Here is an 18,970-nt window from a genome sequence, read left to right as displayed (position 1 = left end):
TATTTTCTTATGGACGCGGTTTCAGCATCAAGTTTACCTGCGGGGTTGCCGATAGGCATGGAAACAACACAGCAGGTATTTCACTTATGTTCAGATCCATTCGCGCACGCATTATCGCCGCGACGACAGGCTGCCTCGTCGTCGCCCTTCTTCTCAATACCGTAATTAACTTCCAGGTCACGCGCCAGGATAACCAGCAGTCCCAGCGCGATATTCTGACCAGCACCAGCGCCAGCCACAACATGGCGATTGCCGACTGGGTCAAAAGCAAAATGACGGTGATTACCTCCGCGCAGACCATCGCGCTGGCTGACGATCCGGTTCCGGCGTTTAAGCAGCTTGCCCAGGCGGGCGGTTTCACCAACGTTTACGTGGGCTACGCCAGCAAGACGGCGAAATTCTCCGACCCGACAGGCGTCCCGGCGGATTATGACCCCACCGTTCGTCCCTGGTATCAACAGGTGGTGAGCACGGACGGCCCGGTGGTAACGGCACCCTACGTTGATGCCGGGACCGGGAAGCTGGTGGTCACGTTTGCCGTGCCGGTGAAGGAGAATGGCGCTCTGAAAGCGGTGGTGGCGGGCGATGTCGCCATGGATAGCGTGGTGGCGAACGTGCGCGGGATCCACCCCACGCCGGCCAGCAGCGGGTTGCTTCTGAATAGCGACGGCACGGTGATTGCCGCCAACGAGCCGGCCCTGACGCTGAAGCCGTTTGCCGAGACGATCAAAGGCATCGACCTTGCGGCGCTGAAGAGCGGTAACCCGGTCGACGGAACGCTGAATGACGAGGAAAAAACCTTTATCGCCTCAGCCGTGCCGGGCACGAACTGGCTCCTGGTCGTCGCCCTCGACAGCAGCGATGCCACCTCCGGCATGCATTCCCTGCTGAAAGCGTCGGCGATTTCGCTGGTGATCCTCGCACTCCTGAGCGGCGCCATTGTTCACGTCCTGATTGCCCGCCTGCTGAAGCGCCTGTCCGACATTCGTGACGCGATGCACAACATTGCCAACGGCACTAACGATCTGTCCCAGCGCCTGCCGGACAGCGGCGATGACGAAGTGGCGCAAATTGCGCAGGCGTTTAACGCCTTCAGCGATAAGCTCTCGGTGGTAATGGTTCAGCTCCGCGACGCCAGCGCCTCGGTGAAAAACGCCGCGCAGGAGATTGCGGCAGGTAACCAGGATCTCTCCGGACGTACCGAGCAGGCGGCGTCCAGCCTTCGCGAAACCGCCAGCGCCGTGGAAGAGATCACCGCCTCTGTCACCCAGTCGAATGAATCGGCAGCAGAAGCCAACGATCAGGCCAGCAAGGCCTCTGCGGCCGCAGCGCGCGGCGGTGAAGTGGTTTCGCAGGCCATCAGCACCATGCAGTCCATCGAAGTGGCGTCCGCTAAGATTGGCGATATCACCAGCGTGATCGACGGCATCGCCTTCCAGACCAACATTCTGGCGCTGAACGCCTCCGTCGAGGCGGCGCGTGCCGGTGAGCAGGGCCGCGGGTTCGCCGTGGTTGCCGGTGAAGTGCGGAACCTCGCCAGCCGCAGCGCCCAGGCGGCGAAAGAGATCAAATCGCTTATCGACTCCACCACCGACAGCGTGGCCACCGGCTCGCGCTACGTGCATCTGGCCGGGGAAAGCATGGATGAGATCCGCTCCAGCATCGGCAGCGTCTCCGGCATCATGCGCGAGATCTCGATTGCCACCAGCGAGCAGATGAAAGGCATTCACGAGATCAACCACGCGGTGACCCATCTCGACAGAATGGTGCAGCAGAATGCCGAGCTGGTGGTGCAGTCCGCCGCGGCCGCCAGCGCATTGCAGAGCCAGGCGGGCGACCTTGCTGAAACCGCCGGCCATTTCCGCATTTAATTTTCTTCAGGCGCGCGTTAAACAGGGTAAACGCGCGTAAGCTGAAAGGTTTCAGGAATTTTGTCATTTTTGTTTAATCGTTATGCCATTTTTTGATCAAAATCAGCATCCCTCGCTCCCCGCTTTGGTGTTATGCAATGAGTATTTTGTGAACAACATCACGCTCGGGATGGGCAAAATCTACGGGGTAGAAAATGGCACTGGTGAAAACAAGTTTGAAACTGTTTGGCGGGGATACGGTGGTGGTGCGTTGCTCAGAGCGCTGTCGTATTCATCTGATGAGTGCGAAAGCACAGAAGCAATCCCAGGCGGATATTCTGACCGTGCAGGATGACAAGGCCTGGCTTACCGTGCCGTATACCGGCACGTGGGATGTGCTGATTGACAGCCACAGTCAGTCGCTGGAGCATTCGGTCAGCTACGTGGCAGCGTAATTTAAACGCCCGGCTCGCCGGGCGTATTCTCAGGCAAAACCCGGTCGCAGCGTGCTGTTGAGCGGGTTCCCTTCCAGCAGCGCCTTCACTTTCACCACCAGCTCATTCAGACAATCGTCCTGCATGCCGAGGCGGGTCAGCTCCTGATCGAGAGAGAAGAGATATTGCGCATTGGTGCCCAGCGGCCCGCTGGCGGCGGCGATTAACGGGGCAATCACCTGCGTGCGGGTGTCCGCTTCATACAGCGGGTGGCGCGGATCCATAATAAACACCAGCGCGTTAACGGTGCGCCCGTCGTCGAGCTCCAGCTTGCACCAGCTCGGCATATAGCAGCCGGTGATCATCTCGCGCTTCCAGAGCAGCGTCAGCTCCTCTTCGAGCGTGGCATCCGGAAGGCGATACGCGACGCCCGTGGTGCGTCCGCCCTCTTTAAGTGCAAGCATGCGCCCTGGCTGACAGGCGCTGCCGCGTCCGGCCGTCAGGCGAAGGCAAAATGCGCGATGCCAGCCGGGCAGCGTGCCGGTTGCCGATTCAACAAATTCGAGAGCCGGGTTCCACATCAGTGAACCGTAGCCAAAAATCCATACCGGGCCATCATCCGGGCGGCAGGCAAGCGTGGCAGCGAGCGACGCCGCACGTTGTTCAGCTGACCAGAGAAGCGATTCCTCAATAGCACCAAATGCCGTCTTACAATCTGCCTTCATTAAGAAATCACGCGTTAACACTTTACACCTCCGCCACTGCATGCTTCCTTGCGACATCTGTAATTCGCCTTCCCGGCATTCTGTGCTGGTCATTTTGCCAGCAGTCAAATTACGATAAGCAATTAGCGGACCAGTTGCAATACAACGGCAGTTCAACCGCCTGAAAAGTCAAAATGAAGGCAGCGAATAATTTCACGGCTATTTCTTTTTATGCCATTTATCATCGTCTCCTTTCTCATAGTCATGTTTTACTGCGGCCCACGCGACCTTGTGCGCTGTCTCTTCCCGGCTGGCATCATCCCGCCGATCGTCTTTATCTTTGTACTGATCCCATGCGCTGTTAAACGCTTCTTTGTAGATATCCTGCGCGTGTTCGGGCAGGACGTTTTTCACGTTATCGGGTAATTCGAGTTTCGTTTTATATGGCATCACTAACCTCTCTTTTGCCTAAAGAGTTAAGTGTGGACGACGATACGCCGGTGTGCCAGCCGGTCATAAACAATGAGCGGATGAATTTCATAATTCATTGTTATTAAACATATATTTAAAAGAAATATCTTATTATAGGCATTAAACAAGAAAACCATAACAAAGGGTAAAATTAAGTAAAAAATAAAGGTTATTTAACAGATTTCTGTTAATTTAATGCCCTTAAAATCTATCTATAATTACAAGCACCTGCATTGATGGAGAAGCACATGACAGCAACACACGAGGCGGTAAAGACCCGCCACAAGGAGACGTCTCTCATTTTCCCGGTTCTGGCACTGGCTGTGCTGCTCTTCTGGGGAAGCAGTCAGTCACTGCCAGTGGTGGTTGGTATCAATATTCTTGCCCTGGTCGGTATCTTAACCAGCGCGTTTAGCGTCGTTCGCCATGCGGACGTATTAGCCCACCGCCTGGGCGAGCCTTATGGCTCTTTAATTCTCAGCCTTTCCGTCGTTATTCTCGAAGTCAGCCTGATTTCCGCGTTGATGGCAACCGGCGATGCCGCCCCGACCCTGATGCGCGATACGCTTTACTCCATCATTATGATTGTGACGGGCGGCCTGGTAGGCTTCTCTCTGTTACTGGGCGGACGCAAATTTGCGACCCAGTACATGAATCTTTTCGGCATTAAACAGTATCTGATCGCCCTCTTCCCGCTGGCCATCATCGTACTGGTCTTCCCGATGGCGCTGCCGGGCGCAAACTTCTCCACCGGCCAGTCGCTGCTGGTCGCGCTGATTTCCGCCGCCATGTACGGCGTGTTCCTGCTCATTCAGACCAAAACGCACCAGAGCCTGTTTGTTTACGAACATGAAGATGACAGCGACGACGATGACCCGCACCACGGCAAGCCGTCGGCCCACAGCAGCGCGTGGCACACGGTTTGGCTGATCGTGCATCTGATTGCGGTGATTGCCGTCACCAAGATGAACGCCAACCCGCTGGAGACGCTGTTAACCGAGCTGAACGCGCCGGTGGCCTTTACCGGTTTCCTGGTGGCGCTGCTGATCCTCTCCCCTGAGGGTTTAGGTGCGCTGAAGGCAGTGCTGAACAATCAGGTGCAGCGTGCGATGAATCTGTTCTTCGGCTCCGTGCTGGCGACCATTTCACTCACCGTGCCGGTGGTGACGCTGATCGCCTTTATGACCGGTAACGAGCTGCAGTTTGCGCTGGGCGCGCCGGAGATGATTGTGATGGTGGCCTCGCTGCTGCTGTGCCAGATTTCATTCTCCACTGGCCGCACCAATGTCCTGAACGGCGCGGCGCATATGGCGCTGTTTGCAGCGTATTTGATGACGATCTTTGCGTAGTCTTTTTGCCCAGCGGCGCTGCGCTTACCCGGCAATATGTCCCATAAAAAAACCCGCCGAAGCGGGTTTTTTTATTAGTTGCTGGTATCCAGCTCGTCGAAGCTTTTCACCAGATCGTCAATCGCTTTGATCTGCTTCAGGAACGGCTCCAGCTTATCCAGCGGCAGCGCGGATGGACCATCGCATTTCGCGTTAGCCGGATCCGGGTGCGCTTCAATGAACAGACCTGCCAGGCCGGTCGCCATACCGGCGCGCGCCAGCTCGGTCACCTGAGCACGACGGCCGCCAGAGGCTGCACCAAACGGGTCGCGGCACTGCAGCGCGTGGGTCACGTCAAAGATCACCGGCGACTGGTTAGAGACGTTCTTCATCACGCTGAAGCCCAGCATGTCCACAACCAGGTTGTCGTAACCAAAGTTAGCGCCACGGTCGCACAGAATAATCTTGTCGTTACCGCCTTCGATAAACTTATCGACGATGTTACCCATCTGGCCAGGGCTCACGAACTGCGGTTTTTTCACGTTGATCACGGCACCGGTTTTCGCCATCGCGGCAACCAGGTCGGTCTGACGCGCCAGGAACGCCGGAAGCTGGATTACGTCTACCACGTCTGCCACAGGCTGCGCCTGCCAGGACTCATGCACGTCGGTGATCACTTTCACGCCAAACGTCTGCTTCAGCTCCTGGAAAATTTTCATCCCCTCTTCCAGGCCAGGGCCACGGTAAGAGTTGATGGAGGAGCGGTTGGCTTTGTCAAAAGAGGCTTTAAACACGTACGGAATGCCCAGCTTCTGGGTCACGGTCACGTAGTGCTCGCAGATACGCATGGCGAGATCGCGGGATTCCAGCACGTTCATACCGCCAAACAGCACGAACGGCAGGTCGTTTGCTACCTTGATATCACCAATGCTAACCACTTTTTGTTTCATAGGATCGCCTTATTCAGGTGTGAATCGGAATTAAGATTAATGCAGTGTAATTTGTTTGTGCGAGATCGCGTTGATCTGCGCGCGAATCATTTCGCTAATCGGATCTTCCGGGCACTGCTCGACGAAATAGCTCAGATCGTTCAGCGCCACGTGCTCGCAGTCGAGCTGGGCATAGATAAGCCCGCGGTCGCGAATTTCGTACGGATCTTCCGGATTAAACTGCAACAGCACTTCACTGGCACGCAAGGCCAGCTCCATCTGACGCTCTTCCATCAGCGCTGACTTCAACGTATCCAGCAGCTTGCGAATGACTTCGGCGTTGTCGGCTTCGTCGAGATCTTCGTTAAAGAGCTCGGCCACCGGGCTGATGTTGCCTTTCAGCCAGACGTCCAGCGTATGCTCGTCCAGCGTATCGCCGTTAAACGGATTAATGAGCCACATCTCACCGTCCAGCCACTCCGCACGCAGGATCATCTGCGTCGGGAAAATAACCGGCACCAGCGGAATATCCAGGCGGTGCGCAACCCACAGCAAAATAGAGCCCAGCGCAACGGCGCTGCCCTGACGATTTTTTAAGACCTGGTCCAGCCATAATGCGTCAGACAGGCGATACACGCCACGCGTGTCGCAGAAACCCCATTCGCCGTAGAAAAGCTCCAGAAGCTTCTCTAATTGCCAGTCCTGCGGGCGCGCCTGATTGATCTCTTCACGCGCCAGGCTGACCAGATTCTCCAGTTCATCGTAGACGTACTGCGACGTAAAATCGTCGCGTATCATCTCCGAAATCAGGATCATGCCATCGCAAAGCGGCACTTTATTAAATTCGAAATCGGCTAAGGACCTCATGACTTACCCCAGTAACGACTGAGCGAACAATGACGCTCAGGCGCGATAAAACTCAAAACGATGTAGATGATAACGCCAAACTGCCTTTCAGTCAGCCTTACGCCTTTATCAGTAAATGGCAGATACCCGGAACTCAAGACCACTGCCCCAGCGTCAGGCGTTCGTTGCCGCCGTAGTCGCGGCAGGTTTCGACAGCGGCGTAGCCTGCCTGGGTAAACAGTGCCCGCACGGATTCTCCCTGCGTCCAGCCATGCTCCACGAGCAGCCAGCCGCCGGGAAGCAAATGCTCTCGTGACGTTGTCACAATCTGATCAAGATCGGCTAATCCCGCGTTGGCGGCCACAAGCGCCGTCAGCGGTTCGAAGCGAACATCCCCCTGCGCAAGGTGCGGATCATGTTCGTCAATGTAAGGAGGATTGCTGACAATCATCGCAAATGAGCGGCTCTCCAGCGCGGTAAACCAGCTGCTTTGCAGCACCGTTACGTTGCTGAGCCCGAGACGTTCCACGTTACGCAGCGCCAGCGCCACCGCGTCGGGCATCACATCCACTGCCGTTACATCGCAGTCAGGCCGCTCGCTGGCCAGCGCCAGCGCGATAGCACCTGTTCCCGTCCCGAGATCGAGAATGCGGCAGGCCGCTGCGGGTAAACGTGCCAGCGCCTGCTCCACCAGACACTCGGTATCCGGACGCGGGATCAGCGTTGCCGCCGAGACGTAAAGCGGAAGCGACCAGAACTCGCGCTCACCGACAAGGTGCGCCACCGGCTCGCCGTTTTTACGGCGGGCAAGCAGCGCGGCGAGCCGTGCTTCCTGCTCTGCGGTCAGCTCAGTTTCGCCGAATGCCAGCAGGTACGTGCGGGCTTTACCCGTCACATGCTCAAGCAAAATTTCGGCGTCGCGCTTCGGGCTTTCGCTTTTGCAAAGCTCACCGGCCGCCTCGCGTAACCAGCGCTGAAAATCCATTATTCCTGCTCGGACAGCGCCGCCAGCTGGTCGGCCTGGTATTCCTGCACGATAGGCTCAATCAGCATATCCAGCTTCCCTTCCATCACCTCGTCCAGACGGTACAGGGTCAGGTTGATGCGGTGGTCGGTCACGCGCCCCTGAGGGAAGTTGTAGGTGCGGTTACGGTCGCTGCGATCGCCGCTGCCCAGCAGGTTACGACGCGTAGAGGCTTCCGCCTGCTGACGCTTCGCCATTTCCGCCGCGTGGATGCGCGCGCCCAGCACGGACAACGCTTTGGCTTTGTTTTTGTGCTGCGAACGTTCGTCCTGACACTCCACCACGATGCCGGTTGGCAGGTGGGTAATACGGATGGCGGAGTCGGTGGTGTTAACGTGCTGACCGCCCGCCCCGGAGGAGCGGAAGGTGTCGATGCGCAGGTCCGCCGGGTTGATGTCCGGCAGTTCCGCTTCCGGCAGCTCCGGCATCACCGCCACCGTACAGGCGGAGGTATGAATACGGCCCTGAGATTCGGTGGCCGGAACGCGCTGCACGCGGTGACCGCCGGATTCAAACTTCAGACGTCCGTACACGCCGTCGCCGCTGATCTTGGCGATAACCTCTTTATAGCCGCCATGTTCGCCTTCGTTGGCGCTCATGATCTCCACGCGCCAGCGGCGCGATTCGGCGTAGCGGCTGTACATGCGGAACAGATCCCCGGCAAAGAGCGCCGCTTCGTCACCGCCGGTACCGGCGCGCACTTCGACAAACGCGTTACGTTCATCGTCCGGATCTTTCGGCAGGAGCAGCACCTGAAGCTGCTGCTCCATCTCTTCGGAACGCGCTTTTGCATCCTGCAGCTCTTCCTGCGCCATCTCGCGCATCTCAGGATCGTCGAGCATCATCTGCGCGGTTTCAATATCTTCCTGAACCTGTCGCCAGTCGGTAAAGCATTTTGATACATCACTCAACTGCGCATATTCACGCGAAAGCGCGCGAAAACGTTCCTGGTCTGCGATAGTCCCGGCATCGCCGAGCAGCGCCTGTACTTCTTCATGGCGCTCGTGCAGAGCTTCCAGTTTAGCGACGATAGAAGGCTTCATAGGCGTAAGTGCACCTTGTCTTAGAAAATGGGTATAGGGCGCTATTCCAGCCCGAGGCTGTTGCGCAGAATAGTCAGGCGTTCATCATCCCCGTCACGGGCAGCCTGTTGAAGAGATTTGGTTGGCGCATGGATCAGGCGGTTGGTCAGCTTCCACGCCAGATCCTGCATAATCGCCTGCGCGTCGCCGCCCTGTTCCAGGGCCGCTAACGCTTTGGCAGTCAGGTCATCACGCACCTGCTCCGCCTGTCCGCGATACTCGCGGATGGTCTCGCTGACGCTTTGCGCGCGCAGCCAGGCCATAAATTCGCTGGTTTCCTGCTCAACAATGGTTTCCGCCTGCACCGCCGCCGCTTTACGCTGGGCGAGGTTGTGCGAAATAATGCTTTGCAGGTCATCCACGCTGTAAAGATAGGCGTTAGCCAGCTTGCCAACCTCTGGCTCAACATCGCGCGGAACGGCGATATCCACCAGCAGCATTGGCTGATTACGGCGGGATTTCAGCGCACGCTCCACCATACCTTTACCGATGATCGGCAGCGGGCTGGCGGTAGAGCTGATAATAATGTCCGCCTCTTTCAGACGTTCATCAATATCGCTCAGCGCAACCACCTCGGCACCCACTTCGTCCGCCAGCACCTGCGCGCGTTCGCGGGTGCGGTTCGCGATAATCATCTTTTTCACTTTATGCTCGCGCAGATGGCGCGCCACAAGCTCGATGGTTTCGCCCGCGCCTACCAGCATCACGGTGACGGTCGACAGGGATTCAAAGATTTGCCGTGCAAGGGTACAGGCCGCGAAAGCAACAGAAACCGCACTGGCACCAATGTCGGTTTCGGTTCGCACACGCTTCGCCACGGAGAAGGACTTCTGGAACATACGCTCCAGCTCGCTGGCCTTGAGATGCCCTTTCTGGGAATCTGCGAAGGCTTTTTTTACCTGGCCGAGGATCTGCGGCTCGCCAAGCACCAGCGAATCCAGACCACTGGCGACGCGCATCAGATGGCTGACCGCATCGTTATCCTGATGCCAGTAAAGGCTGTTGCGCAGCTCGTCTTCGTTGAGATTGTGGTAGTCACATAGCCAGCGGATCAGCGCGTCGTGCAGGTTATCCTGCTCTTCCACGCTCAAATACAGCTCGGTACGGTTGCACGTCGAAAGCACCACGCCACCCTGCACCATCGGCTGTGCAAGCAGGCTGTCCAGCGCCAGGTCAAGCGTATCCGGCGAAAACGTAACGCGTTCTCGCAGCGAAACCGGGGCCGTTTTGTGGTTGATGCCGAGTGCTAATAGGGTCATGTTGAGCGGGAGTAGTACCAGCGTTAATAAGGTTAGCAGGACGCATCATACAGGATGCGCGAGATCAATAAAAGAGACCGCCTCCTTTCGGAGTAATAGGTTACTCAACGCTTTGAGATAATTTGAACGTAGACGGTAGCACTGCGGGGCGCTAGCATTAACAGTTATAACTGCAACGTATCTCAAGGATTTGTCCTCATTATGACCCGACTGATTCGCCTGCTGCCGCTGGCAGCACTGGTTCTGACCGCCTGTACTGTCACCCAACCAAAAGGCCCGGGCAAAAGCCCTGATTCACCGCAGTGGCGTCAGCACCAGCAGGACGTCCTTAATTTGAAGCAGTACCAGACGCGCGGCGCCTTCGCGTATCTCTCTGACGAACAAAAGGTTTATGCCCGCTTCTTCTGGCAGCAAACGGGGCAGGACAACTATCGCCTGCTGCTGCTGAACCCGCTGGGCAGCACCGAGCTGGAGCTTATCGCCAAACCGGGCGAAGCCCAGATCACCGATAACAAAGGCCAGCACTACACGGCGACCGATGCTGAAGAGATGATTGGCAAGCTGACCGGGATGCCAATTCCGCTGAACAGCCTGCGCCAGTGGATCCTCGGCCTGCCGGGCGAAGCGACCGACTATACGCTTGACGATCAATACCGTCTGAGCCAGGTCAACTACATCCAGAACGGCAAAACCTGGAAAGTGGTGTACAGCGCCTATGACAGCAAGAGTAAACCGTCGCTGCCATCAAACATGGAGCTGACCCAGGGCAGCCAGCGCATCAAGCTGAAAATGGACAACTGGATCGTTAAATGATGACCCACTGGCCTTCTCCGGCAAAACTGAACCTGTTTTTATACATCACCGGCCAGCGTGCTGACGGCTATCACACTCTGCAGACGCTGTTTCAGTTCATTGACTATGGCGACACGATTGCCATCGAGCCGCGTCAGGATGGGCAGATTTGCCTGCTGACGCCGGTCGACGGCGTGGCGCATGAGGACAACCTGATCGTCCGCGCCGCGCGCCTGCTGATGCAAGCCGCCGCGGAATCGGGCCGTCTGCCGGCGGGAAGCGGTGCGGATATCCGCATTGAGAAGCGTCTGCCGATGGGTGGCGGTCTCGGCGGGGGCTCATCCAACGCCGCCACCGTGCTGGTTGCGCTGAACCACCTCTGGGGCTGCGGGCTGTCGACGGATGAACTGGCTGGTTTGGGCTTAACGCTGGGCGCAGATGTCCCTGTGTTTGTTCGCGGCCACGCGGCCTTTGCCGAGGGCGTAGGTGAGATCCTCTCCCCGGTCAACCCGCCGGAGAAATGGTATCTGGTTGCCCACCCCGGCGTGAGTATTCCGACCCCGGTCATCTTTAAAGATCCTGACCTGAAAAGAAATACCCCGGTACGGTCAATAGAAACGTTATTAAATTGTGAATTCAGCAACGATTGCGAGGATATCGCAAGAAAACGTTTTCGCGAGGTTGATGCGGTGCTTTCCTGGCTGTTAGAATACGCGCCGTCGCGCCTGACCGGTACAGGGGCCTGTGTCTTTGCTGAATTTGACACCGAATCCGCCGCCCGTCAGGTGCTTGAGCAAGCGCCGGATTGGCTGCATGGTTTTGTAGCACGCGGGATGAACACCTCCCCCCTACAGCAGGCCATTCTGGCGCAGACTGAGTTTCGGTGACAACGTCACCCTGTTCCAGACGTTGCATCGCGCTCTTTAATACACCGCCTGGATAGCCTTCGCTTAGGCCCCGCAGTTTGCGGCGAACGCTATCCACCACTGGACGCATGCCTGAGGTTCTTCTCGTGCCTGATATGAAGCTTTTTGCTGGTAACGCCACCCCGGAACTAGCACAACGTATTGCCAACCGCCTGTACACTTCCCTCGGCGACGCCGCCGTAGGTCGCTTTAGCGACGGCGAAGTCAGCGTACAAATCAACGAAAATGTACGCGGTGGTGATATTTTCATCATCCAGTCCACCTGTGCTCCAACAAACGACAACCTGATGGAACTGGTTGTTATGGTCGACGCTCTGCGTCGCGCTTCCGCAGGCCGTATCACTGCTGTTATCCCTTACTTTGGTTATGCCCGCCAGGACCGTCGCGTCCGTTCCGCGCGTGTGCCAATCACCGCAAAAGTTGTCGCTGACTTCCTGTCCAGCGTCGGCGTTGACCGCGTACTGACCGTTGACCTGCACGCAGAGCAGATCCAGGGCTTCTTCGACGTCCCGGTTGATAACGTATTCGGCAGCCCAATCCTGCTGGAAGACATGCTGCAGCTGAACCTGGATAACCCAATCGTGGTTTCTCCGGACATCGGCGGCGTGGTACGTGCCCGTGCTATCGCTAAGCTGCTGAACGATACCGACATGGCGATCATCGACAAGCGTCGTCCGCGCGCTAACGTTTCTCAGGTGATGCACATCATCGGTGACGTGGCTGGCCGCGACTGCGTGCTGGTTGACGACATGATCGATACCGGCGGTACGCTGTGTAAAGCCGCTGAAGCGCTGAAAGAGCGCGGTGCCAAGCGCGTGTTCGCTTACGCGACCCACCCGATCTTCTCCGGTAATGCCGTGAACAACCTGCGCAACTCCGTCATTGACGAAGTTGTGGTATGCGATACCATCCCACTGAGCGACGAGATCAAGGCACTGCCAAACGTGCGTACCCTGACCCTGTCCGGGATGCTGGCCGAAGCGATTCGTCGTATCAGCAACGAAGAATCCATCTCTGCAATGTTCGAACATTAATCGAACACGGCCAAAAAACCCGCTGCGGCGGGTTTTTTTGTCTCTGGGTTTTATTTGTATGATTAATGCCTCCTTCACCTGCCATTCATATGACAGATGATGCGCACACGGATGATAGATAATTGTGAAAAACGTAGCCTCCTCACATGTTCTGCCCTTTCGCGCCCTCATCGACGCCTGCTGGAAAGAGAAGTACACCTCGTCACGCTTTATCCGTGACCTGATTGCCGGGATCACCGTCGGAATTATTGCCATCCCGCTGGCGATGGCGCTGGCGATTGGCAGCGGCGTTGCGCCACAGTACGGTCTGTATACCTCGGCCGTTGCCGGGATTGTTATTGCCCTGACGGGCGGCTCGCGCTTCAGCGTCTCCGGCCCGACCGCCGCCTTTGTGGTGATCCTCTACCCGGTTTCACAACAGTTTGGTCTGGCAGGCCTGCTGGTTGCCACCCTGATGTCCGGCGTCTTTTTGATTCTGTTCGGTCTGGCCCGTTTTGGTCGCCTGATTGAATATATTCCCCTTTCCGTGACGCTGGGGTTCACCTCGGGGATTGGGATCACCATCGGAACCATGCAGATCAAAGATTTTCTCGGTCTGCAGATGCCCCACGTCCCGGAGCACTATTTACAAAAAGTGGGGGCGCTGTTTATGGCGCTGCCAACGGCCAACCTGGGCGACGCCGCCATCGGAATAGTCACCCTGGGGACGCTGATCGTCTGGCCTCGTCTCGGTATTCGCCTGCCGGGCCATCTGCCCGCCCTGCTGCTGGGCTGCGCGGTGATGGCTATCGTTAATATGTTCGGCGGTCATGTCGCGACTATCGGCTCGCAGTTCCACTATGTTCTGGCGGACGGTTCGCAGGGTAATGGCATTCCACAGCTGCTGCCGCAGCTGGTGCTGCCGTGGGACATGCCTGGTTCGAGCTTCACCCTGAGCTGGGATTCCCTTCGCGCCCTGCTGCCCGCCGCGTTCTCTATGGCGATGCTGGGAGCGATTGAATCCCTGCTTTGCGCCGTGGTGCTCGACGGCATGACCGGCACCAAGCACAAAGCCAACAGCGAACTGGTCGGTCAGGGCTTAGGCAACCTCATCGCACCGTTCTTTGGCGGGATTACCGCCACGGCAGCCATCGCCCGTTCTGCGGCAAACGTGCGCGCGGGGGCAACGTCACCCGTTTCGGCGGTTATCCACTCCGTGCTGGTGATTCTGGCGCTGCTGATCCTTGCCCCACTGCTCTCCTGGCTGCCGCTTTCCGCCATGGCCGCCCTGCTGCTGATGGTGGCCTGGAACATGAGCGAGGCGCACAAGGTGGTGAACCTGCTGCGTCGCGCGCCGAAAGACGACATCATCGTGATGCTAATCTGCATGTCTCTGACCGTGCTGTTCGATATGGTTATCGCCATCAGCGTCGGGATCGTGCTCGCGTCCCTGCTATTTATGCGCCGCATCGCGCAGATGACGCGCCTCTCTCCGGTTAACGTGGAGGTGCCTGAGGATGTGCTGGTGCTGCGCGTGATTGGCCCGCTCTTCTTTGCCGCGGCGGAAGGATTGTTCAGCGATCTGGAGTCCCGCATCGCGGGGAAACGGGTTGTGGTGCTGAAGTGGGATGCCGTCCCGGTGCTGGATGCCGGCGGTCTGGATGCCTTCCAGCGCTTTGTGAAACGTCTGCCGGAAGGCTGCGAGCTGCGGGTCAGCAACCTGGAATTCCAGCCCCTGCGCACCATGGCGCGTGCGGGCGTGCAGCCGATCCCTGGCCGCCTTGCCTTTTATCCTAACCGTGAAGCCGCGTTAGCGGATCTGTGAGTTACCTGATGCAGAGAAACGTCTCTGCATCATCACCCCGATCGCCTGCTGGAGCCATGCAAGCACGGCAGGCGTCATCCAGGTTCCTTTCATCAGATGCGGCTCCTGCTGCATAGCCGTACGAAACTTTTGCTGGGTCTCCGGGTTGGTGCCTGCGTAGGACTGGAACAATGCCAGCCAGTTTTCAGCCAGCTTTTGCGCCTCCTTCGAGTCAGGAGCGATATTGTCCCGCTGCGCCTGATGCAGTTTCGCCACCAGCGGCGGCCACTCCATCATGCGGTCAAAATAATGCGCCCGGGTAAAGGCCATCTCTTCGGCAGTGAGATACTTCTCCCATATGCTGAGCTTAGATTCCGCAAACGCGCGCGTGATGTAATCTGTCATCTCCGGGGTGATGCCGGTCTGCGCCTGCATCTGTGGCTCTACGCTGTGCATCTCGTTCAGCCGGGTGAGAAACTCCGGCTTGCCCGCCGTGTCCTGTTCAAGACGTTCCATCCAGCGCGTCGCCAGATCCATCGCCCGCGTTTCAGTAACGGGTATATCCTGTTCCAGCAGCGCGTTAGCCTCTGCCACCAGCCCTGACCAGATAGCCGCCAGCGCATCCTTCTGTACCGCAAACGGCAACTGCTGTAACTCTTCTTTGCTAAACCAGCGATCGTACATATTCATTAACTCCAGAGTCTGTAGCCAGGACTCCAGATCCGGCGTCGCATCGTCGGTAAGCCCGGTACGCAGCTCCACCAGCCGGTCGCGCAGCGTGTGTATACTGCGCAGCTGTTTATCTAGCTGCGTGATTTGCGCATCGAGTAGCTCGGTCAACGACAGCGACTCCTTTTCCAGAAAATCCCTGATTTCGGCAAGTTCCAGCCCCGCTTTTGCCAGCGCCTGGATCATGTGCAGACGCTGTACATCCGCCAGGTTGTAAAGCCGGTAACCTGCCGCGCTTCTGGCAGAAGGCAGCAACAGCCCTGTTTGCTCGTAGTGATGCAATGTCCGCACGGTGATACCGGCTCGTTTCGCCAGCTCACCCACCTGAATCAACATAACTGCTCCTTTTTACTTTGCCAGTGCCACCACTCTGGAGCCTTACGTTACGTGAGGGTCAATATGCTATGCAAAAAAAAAACGACTCCGGATGGAGTCGTTTCGATGTTCTTCATCATGCACTAGCTGTGCTTATGCTGGTCGCGACGACAGCGTTTGTCGTAGTGGCGCACCCACCAGTATTTATCGCAGACTTCCTCATGTCCGCTTACGCGCGCCCCGGCGAGCCACAATACTGCACCGAGGAAGATGCTCAATACCGCGCCATGCGCGAAGTATTGTGGGAGATCAAGCTGCGGCAGCTGGTTTAAAATGGAATAACCTACGCCGACTACCATCACGAAGAGCCCCAACCCCATCAGCACGTTACCGAGTAACGAAGCGTTTTTGCGTTTCATGTGTCACCTCCGGAACTTTGGGTTGTCAGGGGAAAAGCCCCTAATCCTTGTGTGTAAAGTATAGACAACGCCCCTTTTATGAGTTGCGTGAATGATCACAATTACGGATAACGCACAAACAAAAGTTTACAAATAAGGCGTTGAACAGCTTGAAATTCTAATTGTTCAGATGAGTAATTATTCGAATTTCGCCGGGATAACCGCAGAATTTTGTCAAGCGGCGCGCCAGACAGTAAACTACGCGCCAGATCTGGAACCCATTAGGAATTGAATCGTGACGATTAAACTGATTGTCGGCCTCGCCAACCCGGGCGCGGAGTATGCGGCCACCCGCCACAACGCCGGGGCATGGTACGTCGATCTGCTGGCCGAACGGTTACGTGCTCCCCTGCGTGAAGAACCAAAATTCTTCGGCTATACCTCACGTATCAACCTTGCAGGCGCGGATGTTCGCCTGCTGGTGCCCACCACCTTTATGAACCTGAGCGGTAAAGCGGTGGCGGCGATGGCAACGTTTTATCGCATCAATCCGGATGAAATTCTGGTGGCTCACGATGAGCTGGATCTTCCGCCTGGCGTAGCAAAATTCAAGCTGGGCGGCGGACACGGCGGTCACAACGGTCTTAAAGACATCATCAGCAAGTTGGGCAATAACCCGAATTTCCACCGTTTGCGCGTGGGAATCGGCCATCCGGGCGATAAAAACAAAGTTGTCGGTTTTGTGCTCGGTAAGCCCCCGGTTTCCGAACAAAAACTGATTGACGAGGCGGTAGACGAAGCGGCGCGCTGCACTGAAATCTGGTTGCAAGACGGCTTAACCAAAGCGACAAATCGCTTACACGCTTTCAAAGCGCAATAATCCGCCCGATACGGCTTTTTTACCGCGCGTCATGCGGGTTACGTGTATAATAGGCGTAGTTATTTACTTTTCATCAATCGGTTATCGTTAACGGATTGATTATCAAGATATTAAGGTGATTTAGAAATGGGATTCAAATGCGGTATCGTCGGTCTGCCAAACGTGGGCAAATCCACCCTGTTTAACGCGCTTACCAAAGCGGGTATCGAAGCGGCGAACTTCCCGTTCTGTACCATCGAACCTAACACCGGCGTTGTGCCAATGCCGGACCCGCGTCTGGACCAGCTCGCGGAAATCGTGAAGCCGCAGCGCATTCTGCCAACCACCATGGAGTTCGTGGACATCGCGGGCCTGGTGAAGGGTGCCTCCAAAGGCGAAGGTCTGGGTAATCAGTTCCTGACCAACATCCGTGAAACTGAAGCGATCGGCCACGTTGTGCGCTGCTTCGAGAACGACAACATCATCCACGTAAACAACAAAGTGGATCCGGCTGACGACATCGACGTCATCAACACCGAGCTGGCGCTCTCTGACCTCGACACCTGCGAACGCGCGATTCACCGCGTGCAGAAGAAAGCGAAAGGCGGCGATAAGGATGCAAAAGCGGAACTGGCTGCGCTGGAAAAATGCCTGCCACAGCTGGAAAACGCGGGCATGCTGCGCGCGCTGAAAAACCTGACTGACGAAGACAAAGCGGCGATCAAATACCTGAGCTTCCTGACCCTGAAGCCAACCATGTACATCGCCAACGTTAACGAAGACGGTTTTGAGAACAACCCGTACCTGGACAAAGTCCGTGAAATCGCCGCGGCGGAAGGTTCTGTGGTTGTGGCGGTTTGCGCAGCCGTTGAGTCCGATATCGCCGAGCTGGACGACGCCGACCGTGAAGAGTTCATGGCCGAACTGGGTCTGGAAGAGCCAGGCCTGAACCGCGTGATCCGCGCGGGCTATGAGCTGCTGAACCTGCAAACCTACTTTACCGCAGGCGTGAAAGAAGTGCGTGCGTGGACGATTCCTGTGGGTGCGACTGCGCCTCAGGCGGCCGGTAAGATCCACACCGACTTCGAGAAGGGCTTTATTCGTGCGCAGACTATCGCGTTTGAAGACTTCATTACCTACAAGGGTGAGCAAGGCGCGAAAGAAGCAGGCAAGATGCGTGCGGAAGGTAAAGATTACATCGTTAAAGATGGCGATGTGATGAACTTCCTGTTTAACGTTTGATTTGTTTTGAATGAAAAAAATCCACGCTTTGGCGTGGATTTTACCAATATACTGAACTAATTCGTTTAATAAATAAAAATATTATAGCATAAATATGCTATTACTTTCTTTATCCATGTCCAGGCTTCCTAACGCTCCAAGATCTAAAGAATAAATCTCATCAGTACCTTTGCGTAAATTCAAAAAGTACCCAAGATCACCATCTTGACCAATTAATAAAACGTCAGGCTCAACCTCTTGAATTGTATATGTATTATTTCTTTCAAGTAAATCAAAACAATTGAATACATAAAGCAGGTCACCATTTGCTCGTTGAATTTCATAAGAATCAGTGTCCTTGACGTTCTCAATCATAAAGCGCTTATATTCAGAAGGTAAAGACCTGCGTATGAGTTTTTCAATTTCATTTAACTGATCAATTAAATCCTGTTTTTCCATATCGGCTTACCTATTAATGAATAGGTTATATATCAAAATAAATATTACTATTATTAGACTCTCTCAATTGGTCAAAATATTTATACGAGTCACTAATCGATTTCCTTGCCTGCTGCTTTGGAAAACCTGCATCAATCATTTCTTTGTAACTGATATGAAACTCTTGTTTCAACGTTGTATCCCAACCTCCCGGTAAAGCTCTACGAGTTCGTTGAGCAGAACTTATATTATCGTGCGGACTGCCTGATGCGGATTTAAGTAACGTAGCAGGTGCAGTATTTCTCTGGTAACCGTTAATTCTTTTCTTAGCCCAAGCATCTTGTATTGGGTGGTGACTTTGTACAAACCCATCATTTTTACTATTTGTGTGGCCCGACGCCCTGTTTACACCAGGAGAAAGATTACCATGTGGATCAACATCACCCGTTTTATATCCGTTCGGTGCTTTACATCTCGACAACCCCCACGGACCCACCCACCCCCGCGCCTTGGGGGCATACTGGGAAAGGGTATCCCCCCCGCCCCGC

20 protein-coding genes and 1 pseudogene are annotated in these 18,970 nt (G+C 55.9%); 9 read left to right on the top strand and 12 right to left on the bottom strand.

Annotated features, from left to right (window positions below):
- Nucleotides 1-86 precede the first annotated feature (86 nt).
- Both IM303_RS07495 and IM303_RS07490 read left to right on the top strand, forming a co-directional pair.
- Nucleotides 87-1,871 (top strand): methyl-accepting chemotaxis protein, encoded by a 1,785-nt coding sequence (locus tag IM303_RS07495; protein ID WP_193359772.1) that lies wholly within the window; start codon nucleotides 87-89, stop codon nucleotides 1,869-1,871.
- Between the two features lie 194 nt (nucleotides 1,872-2,065).
- Nucleotides 2,066-2,305: a DUF1883 domain-containing protein gene (locus tag IM303_RS07490; RefSeq protein ID WP_013096243.1), complete on the top strand. Its 240-nt coding sequence runs from the start codon at nucleotides 2,066-2,068 to the stop codon at nucleotides 2,303-2,305.
- Between the two features lie 29 nt (nucleotides 2,306-2,334).
- Here the strand turns inward: IM303_RS07490 and IM303_RS07485 are convergent, their stop codons facing one another.
- Nucleotides 2,335-3,030, bottom strand: a complete 696-nt coding sequence (locus IM303_RS07485; RefSeq protein WP_028013457.1) for a gamma-glutamylcyclotransferase — start codon at nucleotides 3,028-3,030, stop codon at nucleotides 2,335-2,337.
- Between the two features lie 177 nt (nucleotides 3,031-3,207).
- Entirely contained in the window at nucleotides 3,208-3,438 is a 231-nt protein-coding gene (chaB, locus tag IM303_RS07480) for a putative cation transport regulator ChaB (protein WP_193359771.1), read from the bottom strand.
- 269 nt (nucleotides 3,439-3,707) lie between these two features.
- Here chaB and chaA point away from each other — a divergent pair, with 269 nt between their 5' ends.
- Entirely contained in the window at nucleotides 3,708-4,808 is a 1,101-nt protein-coding gene (chaA, locus tag IM303_RS07475) for a sodium-potassium/proton antiporter ChaA (protein ID WP_048998393.1), read from the top strand.
- 74 nt (nucleotides 4,809-4,882) lie between these two features.
- Here chaA and kdsA read toward each other — a convergent pair whose 3' ends face one another.
- The 6 genes and pseudogenes from kdsA to hemA form a co-directional block, all read right to left on the bottom strand.
- Nucleotides 4,883-5,737 (bottom strand): 3-deoxy-8-phosphooctulonate synthase, encoded by an 855-nt coding sequence (gene kdsA / locus IM303_RS07470; protein ID WP_028013459.1) that lies wholly within the window; start codon nucleotides 5,735-5,737, stop codon nucleotides 4,883-4,885.
- Between the two features lie 36 nt (nucleotides 5,738-5,773).
- The gene (gene sirB1, locus IM303_RS07465) at nucleotides 5,774-6,583 is read right to left on the bottom strand and encodes an invasion regulator SirB1 (protein ID WP_028013460.1); all 810 of its coding nucleotides are present in this window, start codon (nucleotides 6,581-6,583) and stop codon (nucleotides 5,774-5,776) included.
- 41 nt (nucleotides 6,584-6,624) lie between these two features.
- Nucleotides 6,625-6,708: pseudogene (locus IM303_RS22175) on the bottom strand (siroheme synthase); the annotation flags it as partial.
- A gap of 8 nt (nucleotides 6,709-6,716) precedes the next feature.
- Nucleotides 6,717-7,547 (bottom strand): peptide chain release factor N(5)-glutamine methyltransferase, encoded by an 831-nt coding sequence (prmC, locus tag IM303_RS07460; RefSeq protein ID WP_192971181.1) that lies wholly within the window; start codon nucleotides 7,545-7,547, stop codon nucleotides 6,717-6,719.
- Nucleotides 7,547-8,629 (bottom strand): peptide chain release factor 1, encoded by a 1,083-nt coding sequence (prfA, locus tag IM303_RS07455; protein ID WP_021240360.1) that lies wholly within the window; start codon nucleotides 8,627-8,629, stop codon nucleotides 7,547-7,549. Before prfA ends, prmC begins: the two co-directional genes overlap by 1 nt.
- 41 nt (nucleotides 8,630-8,670) lie before the next feature.
- A complete protein-coding gene (gene hemA, locus IM303_RS07450) occupies nucleotides 8,671-9,927 on the bottom strand; it encodes a glutamyl-tRNA reductase (RefSeq protein ID WP_021240361.1) in 1,257 nt (418 codons plus the stop codon).
- A gap of 201 nt (nucleotides 9,928-10,128) precedes the next feature.
- On the opposite strand from hemA, the gene lolB reads away from it, so the two are divergent.
- From lolB to dauA, 4 genes are all read left to right on the top strand, one after another.
- A complete protein-coding gene (lolB, locus tag IM303_RS07445) occupies nucleotides 10,129-10,740 on the top strand; it encodes a lipoprotein insertase outer membrane protein LolB (RefSeq protein ID WP_048998397.1) in 612 nt (203 codons plus the stop codon).
- The gene (gene ispE / locus IM303_RS07440; protein ID WP_192971182.1) at nucleotides 10,737-11,606 is read left to right on the top strand and encodes a 4-(cytidine 5'-diphospho)-2-C-methyl-D-erythritol kinase; all 870 of its coding nucleotides are present in this window, start codon (nucleotides 10,737-10,739) and stop codon (nucleotides 11,604-11,606) included. Before lolB ends, ispE begins: the two co-directional genes overlap by 4 nt.
- Nucleotides 11,607-11,731: 125 nt before the next feature.
- Nucleotides 11,732-12,679 (top strand): ribose-phosphate diphosphokinase, encoded by a 948-nt coding sequence (prs, locus tag IM303_RS07435; protein WP_003856663.1) that lies wholly within the window; start codon nucleotides 11,732-11,734, stop codon nucleotides 12,677-12,679.
- 124 nt (nucleotides 12,680-12,803) lie between these two features.
- On the top strand, nucleotides 12,804-14,483 hold the full coding sequence (gene dauA, locus IM303_RS07430; RefSeq protein WP_049138204.1) for a C4-dicarboxylic acid transporter DauA: 1,680 nt from the start codon (nucleotides 12,804-12,806) through the stop codon (nucleotides 14,481-14,483).
- On the opposite strand, the gene IM303_RS07425 is transcribed toward dauA, so the two are convergent.
- Together IM303_RS07425 and ychH are read right to left on the bottom strand one after the other, a co-directional pair.
- Entirely contained in the window at nucleotides 14,469-15,527 is a 1,059-nt protein-coding gene (locus IM303_RS07425) for a MerR family transcriptional regulator (protein WP_193359770.1), read from the bottom strand. The genes dauA and IM303_RS07425 overlap by 15 nt on opposite strands.
- A 122-nt stretch (nucleotides 15,528-15,649) precedes the next feature.
- Nucleotides 15,650-15,925, bottom strand: coding sequence for a stress-induced protein YchH (gene ychH / locus IM303_RS07420; RefSeq protein WP_008499505.1), 276 nt, complete (start codon nucleotides 15,923-15,925; stop codon nucleotides 15,650-15,652).
- Between the two features lie 274 nt (nucleotides 15,926-16,199).
- Here ychH and pth point away from each other — a divergent pair, with 274 nt between their 5' ends.
- Nucleotides 16,200-16,784: an aminoacyl-tRNA hydrolase gene (gene pth, locus IM303_RS07415; protein WP_008499504.1), complete on the top strand. Its 585-nt coding sequence runs from the start codon at nucleotides 16,200-16,202 to the stop codon at nucleotides 16,782-16,784.
- Between the two features lie 126 nt (nucleotides 16,785-16,910).
- A complete protein-coding gene (gene ychF / locus IM303_RS07410; RefSeq protein ID WP_003856650.1) occupies nucleotides 16,911-18,005 on the top strand; it encodes a redox-regulated ATPase YchF in 1,095 nt (364 codons plus the stop codon).
- Nucleotides 18,006-18,086: 81 nt separating this feature from the next.
- On the opposite strand, the gene IM303_RS07405 is transcribed toward ychF, so the two are convergent.
- Nucleotides 18,087-18,443 (bottom strand): hypothetical protein, encoded by a 357-nt coding sequence (locus IM303_RS07405; protein ID WP_048998412.1) that lies wholly within the window; start codon nucleotides 18,441-18,443, stop codon nucleotides 18,087-18,089.
- 25 nt (nucleotides 18,444-18,468) lie between these two features.
- Nucleotides 18,469-18,970 (bottom strand): Rhs family protein (locus IM303_RS07400; protein WP_193359769.1); only part of this gene is annotated, 502 nt, incomplete at its 5' end.

This window comes from Enterobacter cloacae complex sp. P38RS (assembly GCF_014930775.1).
GTDB lineage: Bacteria > Pseudomonadota > Gammaproteobacteria > Enterobacterales > Enterobacteriaceae > Enterobacter > Enterobacter bugandensis.
This window is presented reverse-complemented; position numbering and strand designations above follow the sequence as displayed.

Excerpts from the sequence above, each read along its gene's own strand:
- IM303_RS07425 (WP_193359770.1), bottom strand. The coding sequence starts at position 15,527 with ATGTTGATTCAGGTGGGTGAGCTGGCGAAACGAGCCGGTATCACCGTG.
- prmC (WP_192971181.1), bottom strand. The coding sequence starts at position 7,547 with ATGGATTTTCAGCGCTGGTTACGCGAGGCGGCCGGTGAGCTTTGCAAA.
- ychH (WP_008499505.1), bottom strand. The coding sequence starts at position 15,925 with ATGAAACGCAAAAACGCTTCGTTACTCGGTAACGTGCTGATGGGGTTG.
- lolB (WP_048998397.1), top strand. The coding sequence starts at position 10,129 with ATGACCCGACTGATTCGCCTGCTGCCGCTGGCAGCACTGGTTCTGACC.
- kdsA (WP_028013459.1), bottom strand. The coding sequence starts at position 5,737 with ATGAAACAAAAAGTGGTTAGCATTGGTGATATCAAGGTAGCAAACGAC.
- IM303_RS07405 (WP_048998412.1), bottom strand. The coding sequence starts at position 18,443 with ATGGAAAAACAGGATTTAATTGATCAGTTAAATGAAATTGAAAAACTC.
- sirB1 (WP_028013460.1), bottom strand. The coding sequence starts at position 6,583 with ATGAGGTCCTTAGCCGATTTCGAATTTAATAAAGTGCCGCTTTGCGAT.
- ychF (WP_003856650.1), top strand. The coding sequence starts at position 16,911 with ATGGGATTCAAATGCGGTATCGTCGGTCTGCCAAACGTGGGCAAATCC.
- chaA (WP_048998393.1), top strand. The coding sequence starts at position 3,708 with ATGACAGCAACACACGAGGCGGTAAAGACCCGCCACAAGGAGACGTCT.
- IM303_RS07495 (WP_193359772.1), top strand. The coding sequence starts at position 87 with ATGTTCAGATCCATTCGCGCACGCATTATCGCCGCGACGACAGGCTGC.
- IM303_RS07490 (WP_013096243.1), top strand. The coding sequence starts at position 2,066 with ATGGCACTGGTGAAAACAAGTTTGAAACTGTTTGGCGGGGATACGGTG.
- ispE (WP_192971182.1), top strand. The coding sequence starts at position 10,737 with ATGATGACCCACTGGCCTTCTCCGGCAAAACTGAACCTGTTTTTATAC.
- hemA (WP_021240361.1), bottom strand. The coding sequence starts at position 9,927 with ATGACCCTATTAGCACTCGGCATCAACCACAAAACGGCCCCGGTTTCG.
- prfA (WP_021240360.1), bottom strand. The coding sequence starts at position 8,629 with ATGAAGCCTTCTATCGTCGCTAAACTGGAAGCTCTGCACGAGCGCCAT.
- chaB (WP_193359771.1), bottom strand. The coding sequence starts at position 3,438 with ATGCCATATAAAACGAAACTCGAATTACCCGATAACGTGAAAAACGTC.